Genomic DNA, 16523 nt, shown 5'->3' with positions numbered 1-16523 from the left:
GTTGAGCATCTGACTCTCCCGAAAGCTTTCGGGACAGTAGGTGCTTGGTTCTCTCGAGCTTTCGGGACAAGTGGTACCACAAACCTTTCCCTTTTTCGGAAAGGTTTTTTTATTTATGACTTTTTGCTACATTTTATATAGTCAATTATTGAATTCCTATTACGTTGGGATGACCACCGAACCTATTGATGAACGATTAAAAAAACATAATTTTCATTTATATGGTTCTACTTATACTTCCAAAACCAACGATTGGGAAATATTTATTACTCTTCAGTGTGAAACAGTATCCCAAGCAATGAAAATTGAAAAGCATATCAAATCAATGAAAAGTAAAATTTATATAGAAAACTTAAAGAAATATCCGGATATAATTCAGAAAATATTAAAAAACTTCAAAGACATCTGACTCTCCCGAAAGCTTTCGGGACAGTAGGTGCTTGGTTCTCCTGATAATTATCGGGACAAGTGGGACCACAAACCTTTCCCTTTTTCGGAAAGGTTTTTTTATGTATGACTTTTTGCTACATTTTATATAGTCAATTATTGAATTCCTATTACGTTGGGATGACCACCGAACCTATTGATGAACGATTAAAAAAACATAATTTTCATTTATATGGTTCTACTTATACTTCCAAAACCAACGATTGGGAAATATTTATTACTCTTCAGTGTGAAACAGTATCCCAAGCAATGAAAATTGAAAAGCATATCAAATCAATGAAAAGTAAAATTTATATAGAAAACTTAAAGAAATATCCGGATATAATTCAGAAAATATTAAAAAACTTCAAAGACATCTGACTCTCCCGAAAGCTTTCGGGACAGTAGGTGCTTGGTTCTCCCGAAAGCTATCGGGACAAGTGGGACCACAACAAAACCCTTGTAAGCATCAGTATTTACAAGGGTTTCTTATTAAAAAGTTGAGAAAATAGTTGAGCAAAACCTCTTGCTCAACTATTTTAAAATCCAATACTTATAGTGCTTTTTAAATTTTATTTACAAACATTAGAAGACAATAACTAACCTCAGCACAAACTTTAACAAGTGTCTCAATTTAATTTCCGTCTCAAAATATAATAAAATATCACATTATAATGTGATATTTTAATAATTTCAACCTATTTTATAAAATAAAACACATGAAATCACAATATAATGTGATAAATGCGTTTGCGGAATGTTTTTTTCATTACTTTTGCATAAAAATCACATTATAATGTTAGTTAATCAGATAGCAGAAGCCATAAGAACAAGGAGAAAAGATTTAGAAATAACTCAATCACATCTCTCTGAATTGTCGGGTATCAGTGTAAATACAATTTATAAATTAGAAAGAGGTCAAGGTAATCCATCAGTAGAGATTGTTCAAAAACTGATGAATGTTTTAGGTTTAGTAATCAATATAGAAGTAAAAAAAGTGAATAAATGAGAGCAATGGAAATCTATCGGAATGGGGTTTTGGCGGGACTACTTTCAGAGGAAAATAGAAACAACTTTGTGTTCAGATATGAAGAGCGTTATTTTAACGACACTACCAAACCTGCAATAAGCCTAACTTTATCTAAATCAAAAATAGAATATAGTAGCGATTACTTGTTTCCTTTCTTTTTTAATATGCTAAGCGAAGGGGTAAATAGAAAGTTACAAAGTATACATCTAAAAATTGATGAAGAGGATAATTTTGGATTATTGATGGCTACAGCTCAATATGATACTATTGGAGCAATAACTGTAAAACCAATTACAAAATGAATACTGACGAAATAATAAATTGTCCCGGAACTTTATCCCAAGGATTTACCACTTATAGTCCGAGTTGCCTAAGAAACGTATTTAATGGAAAAAAAGTAAATCCTATTTTACCTTATGATTCCACTAATAAAGATGAGGATGTAGCGGAACAATTTATGGAAAATCGTAAAAGAATTTCTATTTCAGGGGTTCAAGAAAAATTAAGTTTTATACTTGATAAAAACAAATTGCGATTAACTCATCAAGGAGAACAAGGAACCTATATATTAAAACCCATTCCAAGAGACCTTAAAAAGGTTGACCAGCTTCCGGCAAATGAGCATTTAACGATGCAAATAGCCAAACAAGTATTTAGAATTAACACTGCTGAAAACGCAATGGTATTCTTTAGGAATGGCACACCAGCTTATATAACAAAGCGATTTGATGTAAAAGAAAATAGAGAAAAATGGGGCAAAGAAGATTTTGCTTCCTTGGCAGGAAAATCAAAAGATAATGCTGGATATAATTTCAAGTATGAATATAGCTATGAAGGAGTAGGTAAATTAATACAGGAGTATGTTCCGGCTTGGAGAATAGAAATTGAAAAATATTTTTCATTAGTTGTTTTTAATTATCTTATTTCTAACGGAGACGCTCACCTAAAAAACTTCTCTTTATTAGAAACCTCAAGAGGGGATTATGTATTAAGTCCCGCCTATGATTTAGTCAATACAAGATTACACGTTGACGATGCTGATTTTGCATTAGATAAGGGGTTATTTGAAGATGATTATAAAAGTGATGACTTCAAAAAATCATTACATCCGTCAAAAAAAGATTTTTTTGAATTTGGAAAACGAATTGGTGTAATGGAAAGTAGAATAGAAAAATTGTTGGCTCCTTTTTTAGAAAAACAGAAAATGATAGAAGAACTAACAAATCGTTCCTTTTTAAATCCATCAAGCAAGAGAGCGTATATACTGTTGTACAATACTAAAATGAATTACTTGAAAGGTTCTGAATAAATTATAGCAATATATAACATTTTATTAAATTCATAACCTCCTCCAGTAGGATGTTGTGAATTTAATCTCAAGCTAAAACGCAATAAGTTGTGTCAATTAAATTAATGTCTCAAAAAAACCCTAATCACTTTAAATTAAGCAATTAGGGTTTTATTATTTATCGCTATCCCCATTAAAAATCCTATGAGGGTTTCGTTTTTATCAAACTTCCTGAGTTTTCTTTTTCAACAAGCGATAGCCTAAAGCGACACCTATTAATAACATAGGAATTAGGTAGTCGTTTATTGGGCTTACTCCTGGATCGGCTCCTGGGGCAAGTGGGTCTTCTGCAAAAATCAGTGTGCTGGTCAATAACAAAAGGGTTACTATTAGTGTTTTTACGGTTGTCTTCATGATTTTATTTTTTAATTATTTTAGCGGTAAACACCGAATTGTCTGTTCCTTTAATTTTCATAATGTAGATACCCGTAGCCGCTGTTTCTCTGAATTTCACGGTGTAATTCGTGTTTTGAGCCGTAGTATTGATACTTCCTTTTTCCACTTCTTGACCCAAAGCATTGCAAATTGTGTAGGAGTACGTTCCTGTTGCCAATATTCCTAAATTCACTTGAAATGAATCTCCAGTAACTGGATTAGGAAGGATGCTGAAAGCATTTGCTTTTGGATTGTTGATTCCCAAAGCCGAAGTTTGGAACACAATTCGGAAACGATTTCCGGTACTCAAGGCATCGGTTGTAACGCTAAATGGATATTCAACTGCGGTTCCGTCCAAAGGTAATGGCGTTCTTGCATTGGTAAACAAATCTTCCAATGTGGCATCCAAGTTGGTTGCTGTGAACTCTTCGGTATAGATTTTCAGTTTATAATTCGTTCCTGCGGTAGTATTCCAAACTTTCACATTTAGAACATCTGCGGCTATTAGAGGCAAGTGGTGGTTACTAGCAAAAAGTCCCGAATTTTTAGTAAACGCAACATTCTCTGTTCCGTTAGCCATTTTGTTAGGTGTTTGATTGGCATCTGCATCTGGGGTTATTACTGTCATGGCACCATCACGACCCGACCATTCGGAGTTGATTTGTTTGTACAAACCTACACGCAATAATTGAGCAGGTGCAGCATCTCTAAAAATAGCATTACTAAATGAAGTGCCTTTGTGACTTTCTTTAATAGTAAATGTACCACCAAGTGTTGACCTCACAAAGAAGGCTTGACCCGACTGGATTTGTGTTCCACTGTTCAAAATGTTTGAAAAAAGATTTGTATAGGTTGTCCCATCGAATAAATTATAGTTACCTACGGCATTCAATCCTGATGCATTCGCATCCCAAATCCAAATATTTCCTACAAATCCCGCATTATTTGTATCTGCCAACATTGCGGTTAAACTCAATGGACTCGCATACGGATTTCCAATAAAATTATATTCATTTGCTCCACAGGTATAGGTTTGGTTACCAGTAAACAAATTTCCAGTTGCTCTTATAGTAGTAGCTGTTGCCCCAGCAGTAATATTATTCGAACCGTAAGGGCCAGTTACAAAGGCCATGAAGGGTTTATTTTTTGAATTTGAAAGCAACGAGCTAGACAGTGTGGTATCAGTAATTCCAGACCAAGTATTATTAGAGTTGTAAGCCAATAACGAGCTTCCAACACCTCCTGTTATAATTCCGGTTCCTCCAGAATTTGACCAAATATCGAGACCATATAATCTGTATCCTGCACCAAGATCAATAGCATTTTCTTGCCAGTTAGCGCTTATAGAGTTGGTTGTATTTACCGGCGAAGTCAACGCTCTCCACGCCCGTTTTGCAGGAATGTAGCGTTCTACGGTTACGTTGGTAGCGCCTGATAAAGTACTTCCTGTTAAATCGCTAACACTTGCTGTAGCAGTAGCTGTTGATTTTAAAGTAACTGCTTGAGCGTTCATATTTAAACTACCACCTGCAGTAAATCCTACTGTACCATTAATATCTAAAGCCGTTCCTAAAGTTGCACTACCACTTGCACCAAGACTTAGATTATTCAATGAACGACTGCCATTTGTAAAGTTTAAAGTACCAGCTGCACCTCCAATGGTTAGGTTAGATGTTGCAGAACCTGTTAATGTACCGGAAGTATTTACAACTGCTCCGTTAAGTGTTAAAGTATTGGCGCCAATTGCAATTACACCATCATTTGTTGTTGTACCATTAACAGTTACATTCCCAGTAGCAGTTACTGTACCTGAAAGTATGTTTATAGTGTTATAGTTACCAGCACCTATATCAGTTGTACCGTTATATTGAGGGTTACCCATTAGTGCTCCCCAATTAGTTGCTATTCTTATGCCATCCATAACCAAAGTAGGTGCGGCTGTACTTGATCCTTGTCTAATAGAAAATGAATTTATATCTGCTGGCGCATTATTAGCTCCTGTATTATCTGTGAAACTTACTTCACTAGTAGTAGGCTCAGAGGATGTATTTGGATTTACAAAAACAGTAGCAGTAGCAGTTGTTGCTGATGTAAAAGTATATTTAACAACAACTAAATGCGTAGTATTAACTGCGTAATCAGTTGGTGTAGAATTGTAGTTTACAGATCCTGAATTGCTGATACCAAAATTAATAAAACCAGAATTTGAAGAAGCCTTAATGAAAGTTCTTGCTCTGTAAGTGCTATTACTAGAAGAAGCAAGGGCAAAAATATAATCGCCAGTCAGAGCTGCTGATACTTTTACTAAAAATGATGCGTAAACAGTAGTTGGACTGTTTTGTTGAGTAAATGTTCTATAAATATCTTGACCATTATTTGCTACAGCTAAAGCATTACCAATATTAGAAGAACCATAATTTGAATAAGTCAATCCAGTTGCACCAGCAGTTAAATTATTTGTACCAGTGGCACTAGAAGCGGTATATCCGTTTGAAGTTAATATAGCTGAATGTGTAAAATTATCTTCTAATAATAACAACCCAGCTACTTGCACAGTAATATTAGCCGTTAATCCTAATGGTTGAGTAAGTGTATAATTACTTGCATCTGCACCACTTAAAGATGATGTGGATGTAACTGCAATTCCTGTTCCTATTGATGAAGAAGCAAATGTGCCCGATAAACTTAAGTTAACAACATCACCTGAAATAACGCCACTTAATGAACCAGTAATAGTAGCGGCTGTAGTTCCATCAGATACTTTACTAACTGCCACAGGAGTTGAAATAGTTAAAGCCAATGCAGTAATATCTCCAGTAATTCCTGTTGGAGCTGTCCAAGTATAATTGGCAATATCTGCACCTGTAAGTGAAATTGTAACAGCTTTTCCTGTATTAACAGTTTTGTCATTATAAGTTCCTACTATTGTTACTAAATCTCCATTAATTACGTTAGTTAATGATAAACCAGTAACTGTAGCAGTAGTAGTTCTGTCATAAGTTTTTGAAGTAATTGCAGCCGAACCACTTGTAGTTAAAGTTAATGCTGTAATACTTGCAGTTAAGCTTGGTTGTGTTACTGTATAATTAGTATTTGGTGCAGCGTAAGTTCCTGTTCTGCTTAATGTTTTACTTGCACCTACCAAAACATCTGCAAAAGCCCAAGTAACAGAACCACTAGGAGTAAAGGACTCACTATTCATTAATCCTGAAAATGCAGCAGTACCTGATACTGAAACTGTGTTTGCTCTATCATAGGTTTTATTAGCGGCCGATAAATTTATAATAGTTAGCGTAGCTGTTCCTACGGAACTTGAAACAGTTGCTACATTTACCGTAGTTGCTCCAGTACTTGATAATGCTATATTACCTGTATATGGTGAGCCCGCTACCGTTGATGTGGCGGCTAACCTTACATAAATAGTTGTAGTAGTAACTGTTCCACCACTTTGAGTTAAGGTTTGAGTAGTTGCATATCCAGATGCGCCACCTGATGTTTGTGAAATTTCGTATCCGCTAGGTGCAGAAATGCTAATATTAGCAGATAAGTTTGTACCTGATGCTGTAAATGTTGTACGGGTGGCACTTGCAGTACCATAAGTGGTACTCACTGCAACTAATGTACCTATAGTAGAAATAGTTGGAGTTAAAGAAACATTAGGAACGATTTCACCAGTGCTTAATATAGTTGCTGTTACACCAGCATATCCAGTAAAAGTAATTTTAGCTAATTGACCTGCAGTTAAACCTGTGGCGTCTGTACCAACAAATATTTTACCAGCTGTTCCAGTTGCTCCAGCAGTTCCAGTCCAACCCGTTACATTTAAAGCAGTACCAGCCCAAGTTACACCATTACTAGCAGCAAACGTTAAAGTATGACTTCCAGTTCCCAATGCAATGGTTCCTGTAGAATTTAAATTTAATGTACCAACAGTTTCATTAAATCCAGCTGATGAACCAGTACTTAAAGTACCACCATCTAAAGAAACATCACCTAAAGGTAAAACATCACCTGCATTTAATCGAATGGTACCACCATTTATATTTGTACTTCCTGAATAGGTATTAGCGATGGCTAATGCCAAAGTTCCAGCACCTGTTTTGTTCAAACTACCTGTACTGCTAAATACACCGCCAGCACTTGTTGTATAAGTTATACCTGAAGCCACATCGAAGGTACTTGATGCTGAGCCTAAAGTTATAGCACTACCACTTGAAATAGAAGTTGTAGTTAACTGAAAAGTTCCAGCATTAATAGTTACTCCCACTGCAGTACTTCCTAAACGATTGGCACCATTCACCGAAAGAATTCCACCATTTATTACTGTTCCACCTAAATAAGAATTACTCCCATTTGTTAAAAAAACTGTGCCAGATGTACTTTTTGTCATTACACCAGTTCCAGTTAATATCGCATCAATAGTTCCAGCCTGAACAGCTATAGAACTTGCGGTTAAAGTACCTGTAGCCCCTGTGATACTTCCGCTTGTTAAAGTTAATGCTCCTATTGTTTCTGTAAATGCACCTGCGGAGTTTAAAATTCCACCATTTACATTTACAGCTCCTGCATCTGCTAATACGTTCGAAGCAGCTAATGAAACTGTTCCCGCATTTATATTCAAACCACCATCAAAGGCATTTGCTCCACTTAAAGCCAATGTTCCAGCTCCTGCTTTAGTTAATGAACTACTAGTTCCTGAAATAATACCGCCTATTGTTAAAGTACTTGCATTAGCAGTTAAAGTTCTGTTTGCACTTGCACCCAAAGCCACAGCACCAGTACCTAAATTCAAAGCATTGGTTCCTGTAAATGCAAAATCGCCACCAAAAGTTATAGGGTTATTATTAGCATTCGTAATACTTCCTGCAGTTGAGTTATCTATTGTTCCTCCATTAATGGTTAATGTTCCTGCAGTTGCACCTAAAGCAGTGGTGCTATTTATATTTAATGTTCCACTAGTTAAGGTGATGCCACCTGTATTTATATTGGTTCCACTAAGTGTGGTTGCACCTAATCCATTTAAAGTAAGTAAGCTTGCTCCCGATATTGCACCTGTTAAACTTAATGGCGCAGCGGCTATTGGTGCTAAACCCAATGCATTGGTTAGCGTTAATCCTCCACTTAATGTAATAGGGCTAATACCACTGGTAGCAAATGAATAACCTGTTGTGCCTATAATTGTAGTGTTTGCAGTTAAACTAGCAGGTATAGTAATAGTTCCAGTACCATTATTAATATTTGCATTGCTGGTGGCAGAGTTACCCCAAACTACCCCAGTTCCACTACCATCATTTGTTGGGCTTATCCAATTGGTATTACCAGTATTCCAAGTTCCTGTTCCACCAGTTGCTGGTCCAACACCAGCTGAAGTTGCACCATTCCAAAAAAAGTTGGTCGCTGAAGATGTTGTTGTTCCACTTATAGCAATAGAACCAACTTTGACTGTTGTTGATGAGTTTGTAGATGAAGCTTTTCTCCAAACAATTATTCTAAGTGTTAGAGTTGATCCATTATTAACTGTTATTGTTGATGATGAACTCAAAGATACAATGCTATTGTTTGAAGGTAAATTCACCCCTGCCGTAGTCGCCCCAGATTGAAACATAGTGAATGATGTAGATGTAAATCCATCTAAAGAATAAGCAGCAGCCGCGTAAGAACTAGTTGCTGTACCACTTGATTGACTTATTGGAATTGAAATTGATGTTATACTAAGATTATTTCCTTGATTAGGTGAAATAGAAACCAATAAATTTTGTACGGTTATACCTGCTCCGTTAAAAAAACCAGGAGATAAGTTACTAGCTGTTGATGATGAACCATCACTTCGCCATGTTGTTGCTGAAGATGTACCTGTGGTAAAAAATCCAGAAGAAAAACTGGTTCCTAAGTAGCCGGTATTTACTAAAGTAGTTCCTGTAACAGCTCCCACATTAGTAGCTGTTCCCGTTGAAGATAAACTCCATGTACTTGAAGCCGCTGCCTGCCCCATCACTCCACTAACTCCAAGCAGCATTACAAAAGCAAATGCGCTTAGGAATTTAAAAATGTTAAACCTGCTTCTCGTGGAAGTTGGGTTTTTAAATGTTTTTGTTGTTTTTGCGGCAAAAGTATTTTTGGTAGTTGCGGCGCCTAATTTAAGTAGTAAAGGATTTTTCATATTCAATAAATTATAGTCGGTTATGGTTTTTAAAAAACAAACAATAGCAAATGTATTTCGGTTACGTTACTTCTTAAAAATAACTAGGTTATGAAATTATTAAATAAAAGTATGCAAATTACATTTTGGTTGATAACTAGTTATTTATGGTAAAAAAAGTCGAAAGTAAAAAGAAGACGAAGAGACGAAGAGACGGTGAGACAAGAGACTGTGAGACTGTGAGACTGTGAGACAATAGACGAAGAGACTGTGAGACTATGAGACATAAAAAATCCGTCCCGACAGCTATCGGGTTCCGTGCTATCCGCGGCAAAAAACCTTTGTGCCTTTTGCGAAAAACCTTTGTGAATCTTTGTGGTTAAAAAATCAGACTAAAAAAATGGAACACGAATCCCGATAGCTATCGGGACGAATTAGCACGAATTAATCCACTCATGATATTGTCATGCTGAACTTGTTTCAGCAACTCAATGAAAATAGAATCTGAAATAAATTCAGATTGACAAAACAGAAACTCTTTGTTTCTTGGCGAACTTTGCGTAAAACTTTGCGCCCTTTGCGGTAAAAAAGAGACAATGAGACTGTGAGACAAGAGACGATGAGACAAGAGACGATGAGACAAGAGACGATGAGACTAAAAAAAATCTCGGCAAAAAGAAAAAATCAATAAAATGTTTGCAAAATGTTATCTAATTGAATAACTTTGTCGAATGAATGGAAAATTTATTAGAGACGTTATTTATTATGAAGATTATTATCTTGATTTTTTTAACGCTCAAAAAGAAGACGTTAAGAAAAAGTTTAACTGGACTTTACAGTTAATCTCAACTCAGGATAGAATTCCAGAAAAATTTTTCAAACATATAACAGGTTCGGAAGGAATATTTGAAGTAAGAGTTGAAGTTGGTTCTGATATTTTTAGAGTTTTTAGTTTCTTTGACAAAGGAAATTTGGTAGTTCTAGTAAATGGCTTTCAGAAGAAAACGCAGAAAACTCCAAAATCAGAAATTAAAACGGCTGAAAAACTAAAAAAAGAATATTTAGAAACAAAATATAAAAAGTAAAAATTATGAAAACAGAAAATAAAAAAATAACCTCTTTTTCTCAACATTTAGAAGACCAACACGGAAAAAAAGGAACTGAAACTCGTCAAAAATATGAAGAAGAATATGAGAGTTTTGAACTTGGTGTTTTAATTCAAGAAATGAGAAAAGAACGTGGAATGACGCAAGAGCAACTAGCGTTAAAATGTGGAACTACTAAAACTTATATTTCAAAAATAGAAAATAATGCAAGCGACATTCGACTTTCAACATTAATGAGAATAATTAGACAAGGATTAGGTGGACATTTAAAATTAAGTTTAACTGCATAAAGTCATAAAGTCGAAAGAAGATAAGAAACGATGAGACAAGAGACGATGAGACAAGAGACGGTGAGACAAGAGACAAGAGACGATGAGACGAAGAGACGGTGAGACAAGAGACGAAGAGACTGTGAGACAAGAGACGAAGAGACTGTGAGACTATGAGACATAAAAAATCCGTCCCGACAGCTATCGGGTTCCGTGCTATCCGCGGCAAAAAACCTTTGTGCCTTTTGTGAAAAACCTTTGTGAATCTTTGTGGTTAAAAAATTAGACTAAAAAAATGGAACACGAATCCCGAATTCACAAATAACCGAATTCCCAAATAACCAAATAACCGAATTAACGAATAACCGTTTACCGAATAACCGATTAACCAATTAACCGAATCCCGATAGCTATCGGGAGCCTAAACCCCCAATATATCTATGCATCTATGAAGCAGTAGGCGCTTACTTCTTTAAATATTCTTTTGCCGTCATAATTGGGAGCTTCGAATTCTTAAAGTCTTTTTTATTTCTCGTAATTATAATATCAATTCCATTTTCTACGGCAGTATGATATTGAATTGCATCTTCAAAATCTTTGAAATCCGAAACTAAAGCAAGTTCTACAATTTTATCATCTAATGAAGAAACTTCTACCAACACTTTAAATTTGATTAATGTTTTTCTAGCTTCATCAAGTTTTTGATGTTTAGAGAGTAAATAATGTGTGTTTGCAAAAGTTAATGCCGAAACATAAAGCGCAACTTTTTTATGGTCTGCGAGCGTAAACAATTCTTGTGCTTCTAAAAAAAAATCTTCTCGTTTAGAAAGTAAGTCTATGACGATATTTGTGTCAACTAAAAGTTTTTCCATTATGAATATTTTTCAGAAAGATACTCTTTGTAATCCTTTTTTTCATCATAGTTTCCACTTGGAATAACTCCAGTTAAGCTTTGTACTAATGGACTAATTTTGGATTTTTTTTCCGATCTTTTTGTTAGAGAATCGAGATAGTTTTCGATAAGTTTAGAAAGACTTACGCTATTATTTTTCGCATAGTTTTTCGCTTGGTCGATTACGCCTTTGTCGAGATTTAATGTGAGTTTAGTATTCATGATAAATTAATTTACGTACAAAAATAATAATTTATTACGTAAACGTCTAATTTATTTCGATTTTTTTGGTGCTTATTACTAACTAATAGATAATAGACAAGAGACAAGAGACGAATAGACAAGAGACAAGAGATGATGAGACTGTGAGACAAGAGACGAAGAGATAAAAGACTAAAAAAAGGAACACGATTTCCCAAATAACCGATTCAACGGTTAACCGAATCCACAAATAACCGAATAACCGATTCAACAATTAACCAATTCCCTAACCTTCTATTCATGATAATATAAATGTTTAGTAACCTTGTATTTATTTAGATGCTATTTAAATAAAATAATTTCGATGACAACTAAATCGTGTTATTATGAAAAATAAATACAATCTACTCAATCTAACAATAGTGTTAGTTGCCTTTTTTGGTGTAATTGAAAATTCAAACTCCCAAACGATTAATCTTGCGAATTATGTAAGAGTAGGGCGTTATGATTTGCCAGAACCTACAAGATCGGCGCACCCTGTCAATAATTTATTGTGTCAAGAAGCATCATCTGTAACGTATAATTGGGACACCGATACTTTATTTATTGTTGGCGACGGAAGTACTGCCATTGTTCAAGTTTCAAAAACGGGTGTTTACATTAACACCATGACTTTAGCTCAAGGCGCAAGCCCACAAGGAACTGAGTTTTTTGATACCGAGGGATTAACTTACATTGGAAATGGGCAGTTTGTAATGACAGAAGAAAGAGACCGCCAATTAGTAAAATTTACCTACGTTGCCGGAAGTACGTTAACCAGAAGTAGTACTCAAACGGTTAAATTAGGAACCTTCGTAAATAATATAGGAACGGAAGGGGCGTCGTTTGACCCTATAACTAACGGGTATATTGTAATAAAAGAGATTTCACCGATGGGAATTTTCCAAACAGTTGTTGATTTTGCTGCTGGTACCGCTACTAATGGTTCTCCAACAACAGAAAACTCTATAAATTTATTTGACCCTGCCTTGTTACCAGTGACAGATTTAGCCGATGTATTTGCATTGTCAAATATACCTGCTTTAGCAACCAACGCATTGTATCCAAATTTACTGCTGATAAGCCAGGAAAGCGCAAAAATTGTCAATGTAAATAGAAGTGGAGTGATATCAAGTTTTTTAAATATTACTTCAGATGTTGGAAACCCCCTAAGTCTTGCGAGCCAACAGTTCGAGGGATTAACCATGGATCGGGATTATAAACTATATGTTTCTAGTGAAAATGGAGGAGGAGATATTGACCATCCACAACTGTGGGTGTATGCACTTTCTACAGCTGCAAATACGGCCCCTACAGCTATTGCTTTAACCAATGTAACTTCTTCAATTTTAGAAAACAGCAATACAACATCGGCAGTTAGAGTAGCAGACATTGTGGTTACCGACGATGGATTAGGAACAAATAATTTGACTATTTCAGGACCAGATGCTGCCTATTTTCAAATAACAGGTTCCAGTTTATACATAAGATCAGGAACAGTATTGGATTATGAAACCAAAACCAGTTATAACATCACTGTTAATGTAGATGATACCTCAGTTGGTACTACTCCTGATGCTTCCGTAAATTATCTATTGTCGGTAATTGATGTCTTGGTTGAAACAGCTCCAGTAGCAACAGTAGCGGTTACAGAAGCCGCCTCATGGTCAAGTAGTAATGCGCTTGTAGCTGCCGACTGGTTTGAAGTTACCAATTTTGGCACTTCCGCTTTAGACATTACAGGATGGAAAGTAGATGACAATTCTAATTTATTTACTGCAGCACTTCCATTAACAGGAATTACAAGTATCGCTCCAGGAGAATCAGTAATTTTCTTAGAAACCAGCGCTACCAATGCAGCAACAATTATCGCCAATTTTAAATCGGCTTGGTTTGGAATTAATCCTCCAGCCAATTTACAAGTTGGTTCCTATACGGGAGCTAGTATTGGTTTAAGTACTTCTGGTGATGCTGTCAATTTATTTGATGCAAGCGGAAATCTTAAAGCCAATATTGTTTTTGGAGTAGCTACAACCAATTATTCATTTAATAATGCCGCTGGTTTAAATAATTCAACCATTACTTTATTAAGTCAAATAGGCGTTAATGGGGCATTTGCTGCCATTAATGATTTACTTCAAATAGGTTCTCCAGGAAGCGTAGGTAAATTAATAATTTCAGAAATAGCGCCTTGGTCAAGCGGGAGTAGTCCGGTAGCAGCCGATTGGTTTGAAGTAACCAATTCAAAAGCAGTAGCGGTTGATATCACAGGTTGGAAAATGGACGACAATTCACAATCTCCAGTTGCAGCAGTAGCGTTAAGTGGAATTACCAGTATCAATCCAGGAGAATCCGTAATTTTCATTGAAACAACAGATTTACCTGGTAAAACGGCAGCATTCAAAAGCAATTGGTTTGGCACCAATCCGCCTGCGGGTTTAAGAATTGGAAATTACACAGGAAGCGGAGTAGGTTTGGGCTCAACTGGTGATCAAGTAAATATTTATAATGCTACTAGTACCACTCCGGAAGCTTCAGTGCTATTTGGCGCGTCACCAACAACAACTTTTGCCACTTTTGATAATACGGCGGGAATCAATACTACAATAACAGCGGTTACCTCTTTAAGTGCAGTAGGAGTAAATGGGGCTTTTGTAGTTGCAAACAGTGCGACTGAAATTGGTTCTCCAGGAGTTTACTTGATTTCAAATCCAAATTTAAACACCGTTGAATCTCCAATAAATTCAAATGAAATGAAATTAGTTGTGTATCCAAATCCAACCAATTCAAATTTTCAATTGAGTTTAAATACTGGAAATCAGGAGAAATTTTCAATTAAAATATACGATATGATGGGTCGATTATTAGAATCTCATACTGTTACTTCAATTGATGTAAGCACTCAGAAATTTGGAACTAATTTTCCAAGTGGTATCTATAATATAGTGGTTAAACAAGGAGATTTATCAAAATCGGTTAGAGTAATTAAGAAGTAGATTCATTAATTTGTCTTACTGAAATAATAAAAAAGGGTTTTAGCATCAAGCTAAAGCCCTTTTTATTTTAATTATAATACATCTTCCCATAAAATTTTATATGACTATCCGTAACTAATACTAATGTGTTAGTAGTGTCATTTCGACGAAGGAGAAATGACAAATTAGCTAAATTTCCATTCATAAGAAATAGTTTGGTACAAGTAACGGACAGTCATAAAATTTTATTTCTCACTTACATATTCCATAATATCGCCAGGTTGACATTCTAAAATTTCACAAATCATTTCTAAAGTAGAAAACCGAATGGCAAATGATGGATTAGTTGTTGGTTGTTGGTTGTTGGTTTTTGTAACCGATAAACTCATAACTCATAACTCACAACTCATAACTTATAACTTATAACTCATAACTCATAATTTGCTTTTCCTGTTTTTAAATAAAGTTGCTTACTTTTGTATGCTATGAAAGAATTTCCAAAAGCATTAACTTCTAAATTAGAACAACGAACGGCAAACAATTCTTTGCGAAAGCTGTCGTTGCCCAATACTTTAATCGATTTTGCTTCAAATGACTATATTGGATTTGCCAAGTCGGAAACAATTTTCAACGAAACGCATTCGTATTTAATTGAAAATAAAATCATTCAAAATGGTGCAACTGGCTCCAGATTATTGTCAGGAAATCATAAAATATATGAAGAAGCAGAAAATTATATTGCAAAATTTCATCAAGTAGAAAGTGCTTTAATTTTCAATTCGGGTTACGATGCTAATGTTGGTTTTTTTGGTGCCGTTCCGCAACGCAACGATATTATTTTATATGATGAATTAGCACACGCGTCAATTCGAGATGGAATTCAACTTTCAAATGCCAAATCCTATAAATTTCAACACAATGATTTTGAGGATTTAGAACGATTACTTCTTAAACTATCAACCGATAACCAACAACCAACTACCGTTTTTGTAGTTACCGAAAGTGTTTTTTCAATGGATGGCGATACTCCAAATTTGGAAGAGCTAGTTCAACTTTCCGAAAAATACAATTGTAATTTGGTTGTTGATGAAGCGCACGCCTTGGGCGTTTTTGGTGCTTGTGGCGAAGGGTTAGTTCAAATGTTAGGATTGCAAGATTCGATTTTTGCGCGAATTGTAACTTTCGGAAAAGGATTGGGTTGTCACGGAGCTGCAATTATTGGTTGTAATGAATTAAAAAATTATTTGGTCAATTTTGCTCGAAGTTTTATTTATACAACGGGACTTTCGCCGCATGCTGTAGCAACGATTTTGGTGGCGTATCAGCATTTAGAAATCGAAAAAAAGGCATTGGAACAGTTGCGAAATACTATCATTCATTTCAATCAAGAAAAAAATATTTTAGGATTAAAACCGATGTTTGTGAGAAGTAAATCGGCAATTCAAAGTGCCATTATTCCTGGAAATCAAAATGTAAAATCAATTGCCAATCAGCTCCAAGAAAAGGGATTTGATATCAAAGCGATACTTTCCCCAACGGTTCCAGAAGGTCAAGAGCGACTTCGATTTTGTTTGCACAGTTATAATTCAAAGGAAGAAATCTCGGAAGTGTTGGGATTGTTGAGTACCTTTGTTTTTTAGCCAACATTAAATCCAATTACCTTGTGAACTTTGCGGTTAAAGAAGACGAAAAGAGTATAGACAAAGAGATAATAGATTTTTTC

Annotated in this window: 13 protein-coding genes and 1 pseudogene; 9 read left to right on the top strand and 5 right to left on the bottom strand. The window is 35.4% G+C overall.

The features are described 5' to 3' along the window. The first annotated feature begins 115 nt into the window (after nucleotides 1–115). The 5 genes from AC9UEH_RS04285 to AC9UEH_RS04265 all read left to right on the top strand — a co-directional run bounded on the left by AC9UEH_RS04285 (nucleotide 116) and on the right by AC9UEH_RS04265 (nucleotide 2765). Nucleotides 116–409, top strand: coding sequence for a GIY-YIG nuclease family protein (locus AC9UEH_RS04285; RefSeq protein WP_509528781.1), 294 nt, complete (start codon nucleotides 116–118; stop codon nucleotides 407–409). A gap of 104 nt (nucleotides 410–513) precedes the next feature. After that, nucleotides 514–807 carry a GIY-YIG nuclease family protein gene (locus AC9UEH_RS04280; RefSeq protein WP_509528781.1) on the top strand — a complete coding sequence of 98 codons (294 nt, stop codon included), beginning with the start codon at nucleotides 514–516 and terminating at the stop codon, nucleotides 805–807. Between the two features lie 415 nt (nucleotides 808–1222). Next, entirely contained in the window at nucleotides 1223–1435 is a 213-nt protein-coding gene (locus AC9UEH_RS04275; protein ID WP_509528778.1) for a helix-turn-helix domain-containing protein, read from the top strand. Further along, the gene (locus tag AC9UEH_RS04270; RefSeq protein WP_509528776.1) at nucleotides 1432–1758 is read left to right on the top strand and encodes a HipA N-terminal domain-containing protein; all 327 of its coding nucleotides are present in this window, start codon (nucleotides 1432–1434) and stop codon (nucleotides 1756–1758) included. Before AC9UEH_RS04275 ends, AC9UEH_RS04270 begins: the two co-directional genes overlap by 4 nt. Then, entirely contained in the window at nucleotides 1755–2765 is a 1011-nt protein-coding gene (locus AC9UEH_RS04265; protein WP_509528774.1) for a type II toxin-antitoxin system HipA family toxin, read from the top strand. Before AC9UEH_RS04270 ends, AC9UEH_RS04265 begins: the two co-directional genes overlap by 4 nt. A 201-nt stretch (nucleotides 2766–2966) precedes the next feature. On the opposite strand, the gene AC9UEH_RS04260 is transcribed toward AC9UEH_RS04265, so the two are convergent. Further along, nucleotides 2967–3158: an Fjoh_0651 family PID-CTERM protein gene (locus tag AC9UEH_RS04260; protein ID WP_509528772.1), complete on the bottom strand. Its 192-nt coding sequence runs from the start codon at nucleotides 3156–3158 to the stop codon at nucleotides 2967–2969. A gap of 4 nt (nucleotides 3159–3162) precedes the next feature. Beyond that, nucleotides 3163–9339, bottom strand: a complete 6177-nt coding sequence (locus AC9UEH_RS04255; RefSeq protein WP_509528769.1) for a YDG domain-containing protein — start codon at nucleotides 9337–9339, stop codon at nucleotides 3163–3165. 710 nt (nucleotides 9340–10049) lie between these two features. Between AC9UEH_RS04255 and AC9UEH_RS04250 the strand changes: the two genes are divergently transcribed. Together AC9UEH_RS04250 and AC9UEH_RS04245 are read left to right on the top strand one after the other, a co-directional pair. Continuing rightward, nucleotides 10050–10403, top strand: coding sequence for a type II toxin-antitoxin system RelE/ParE family toxin (locus AC9UEH_RS04250; protein ID WP_509528766.1), 354 nt, complete (start codon nucleotides 10050–10052; stop codon nucleotides 10401–10403). 5 nt (nucleotides 10404–10408) lie between these two features. Next, a complete protein-coding gene (locus AC9UEH_RS04245) occupies nucleotides 10409–10714 on the top strand; it encodes a helix-turn-helix domain-containing protein (RefSeq protein WP_509528763.1) in 306 nt (101 codons plus the stop codon). 443 nt (nucleotides 10715–11157) lie between these two features. Here the strand turns inward: AC9UEH_RS04245 and AC9UEH_RS04240 are convergent, their stop codons facing one another. Next, nucleotides 11158–11565, bottom strand: a complete 408-nt coding sequence (locus AC9UEH_RS04240) for a type II toxin-antitoxin system VapC family toxin (protein ID WP_509528760.1) — start codon at nucleotides 11563–11565, stop codon at nucleotides 11158–11160. Beyond that, a complete protein-coding gene (locus AC9UEH_RS04235) occupies nucleotides 11565–11807 on the bottom strand; it encodes a DUF6364 family protein (protein ID WP_509528757.1) in 243 nt (80 codons plus the stop codon). Before AC9UEH_RS04235 ends, AC9UEH_RS04240 begins: the two co-directional genes overlap by 1 nt. A gap of 365 nt (nucleotides 11808–12172) precedes the next feature. On the opposite strand from AC9UEH_RS04235, the gene AC9UEH_RS04230 reads away from it, so the two are divergent. After that, entirely contained in the window at nucleotides 12173–14821 is a 2649-nt protein-coding gene (locus AC9UEH_RS04230; RefSeq protein ID WP_509528754.1) for an SdiA-regulated domain-containing protein, read from the top strand. 224 nt (nucleotides 14822–15045) lie between these two features. Here AC9UEH_RS04230 and AC9UEH_RS04225 read toward each other — a convergent pair. Beyond that, nucleotides 15046–15138: pseudogene (locus tag AC9UEH_RS04225) on the bottom strand (helix-turn-helix domain-containing protein); the annotation flags it as partial. Nucleotides 15139–15285: 147 nt separating this feature from the next. On the opposite strand from AC9UEH_RS04225, the gene AC9UEH_RS04220 reads away from it, so the two are divergent. Beyond that, the gene (locus AC9UEH_RS04220) at nucleotides 15286–16440 is read left to right on the top strand and encodes an aminotransferase class I/II-fold pyridoxal phosphate-dependent enzyme (RefSeq protein ID WP_509528752.1); all 1155 of its coding nucleotides are present in this window, start codon (nucleotides 15286–15288) and stop codon (nucleotides 16438–16440) included. The last annotated feature ends 83 nt before the right edge of the window (nucleotides 16441–16523 follow it).

The sequence above is a fragment of the Flavobacterium sp. genome (assembly GCF_040402835.1).
In the GTDB taxonomy this organism is placed as follows: Bacteria; Bacteroidota; Bacteroidia; order Flavobacteriales; family Flavobacteriaceae; genus Flavobacterium.
This window is presented reverse-complemented; position numbering and strand designations above follow the sequence as displayed.

Excerpts from the sequence above, each read along its gene's own strand:
- AC9UEH_RS04245 (WP_509528763.1), top strand. The coding sequence starts at position 10,409 with ATGAAAACAGAAAATAAAAAAATAACCTCTTTTTCTCAACATTTAGAA.
- AC9UEH_RS04265 (WP_509528774.1), top strand. The coding sequence starts at position 1,755 with ATGAATACTGACGAAATAATAAATTGTCCCGGAACTTTATCCCAAGGA.
- AC9UEH_RS04240 (WP_509528760.1), bottom strand. The coding sequence starts at position 11,565 with ATGGAAAAACTTTTAGTTGACACAAATATCGTCATAGACTTACTTTCT.
- AC9UEH_RS04260 (WP_509528772.1), bottom strand. The coding sequence starts at position 3,158 with ATGAAGACAACCGTAAAAACACTAATAGTAACCCTTTTGTTATTGACC.
- AC9UEH_RS04285 (WP_509528781.1), top strand. The coding sequence starts at position 116 with ATGACTTTTTGCTACATTTTATATAGTCAATTATTGAATTCCTATTAC.
- AC9UEH_RS04255 (WP_509528769.1), bottom strand. The coding sequence starts at position 9,339 with ATGAAAAATCCTTTACTACTTAAATTAGGCGCCGCAACTACCAAAAAT.
- AC9UEH_RS04275 (WP_509528778.1), top strand. The coding sequence starts at position 1,223 with ATGTTAGTTAATCAGATAGCAGAAGCCATAAGAACAAGGAGAAAAGAT.
- AC9UEH_RS04250 (WP_509528766.1), top strand. The coding sequence starts at position 10,050 with ATGAATGGAAAATTTATTAGAGACGTTATTTATTATGAAGATTATTAT.
- AC9UEH_RS04230 (WP_509528754.1), top strand. The coding sequence starts at position 12,173 with ATGAAAAATAAATACAATCTACTCAATCTAACAATAGTGTTAGTTGCC.
- AC9UEH_RS04270 (WP_509528776.1), top strand. The coding sequence starts at position 1,432 with ATGAGAGCAATGGAAATCTATCGGAATGGGGTTTTGGCGGGACTACTT.
- AC9UEH_RS04220 (WP_509528752.1), top strand. The coding sequence starts at position 15,286 with ATGAAAGAATTTCCAAAAGCATTAACTTCTAAATTAGAACAACGAACG.
- AC9UEH_RS04235 (WP_509528757.1), bottom strand. The coding sequence starts at position 11,807 with ATGAATACTAAACTCACATTAAATCTCGACAAAGGCGTAATCGACCAA.
- AC9UEH_RS04280 (WP_509528781.1), top strand. The coding sequence starts at position 514 with ATGACTTTTTGCTACATTTTATATAGTCAATTATTGAATTCCTATTAC.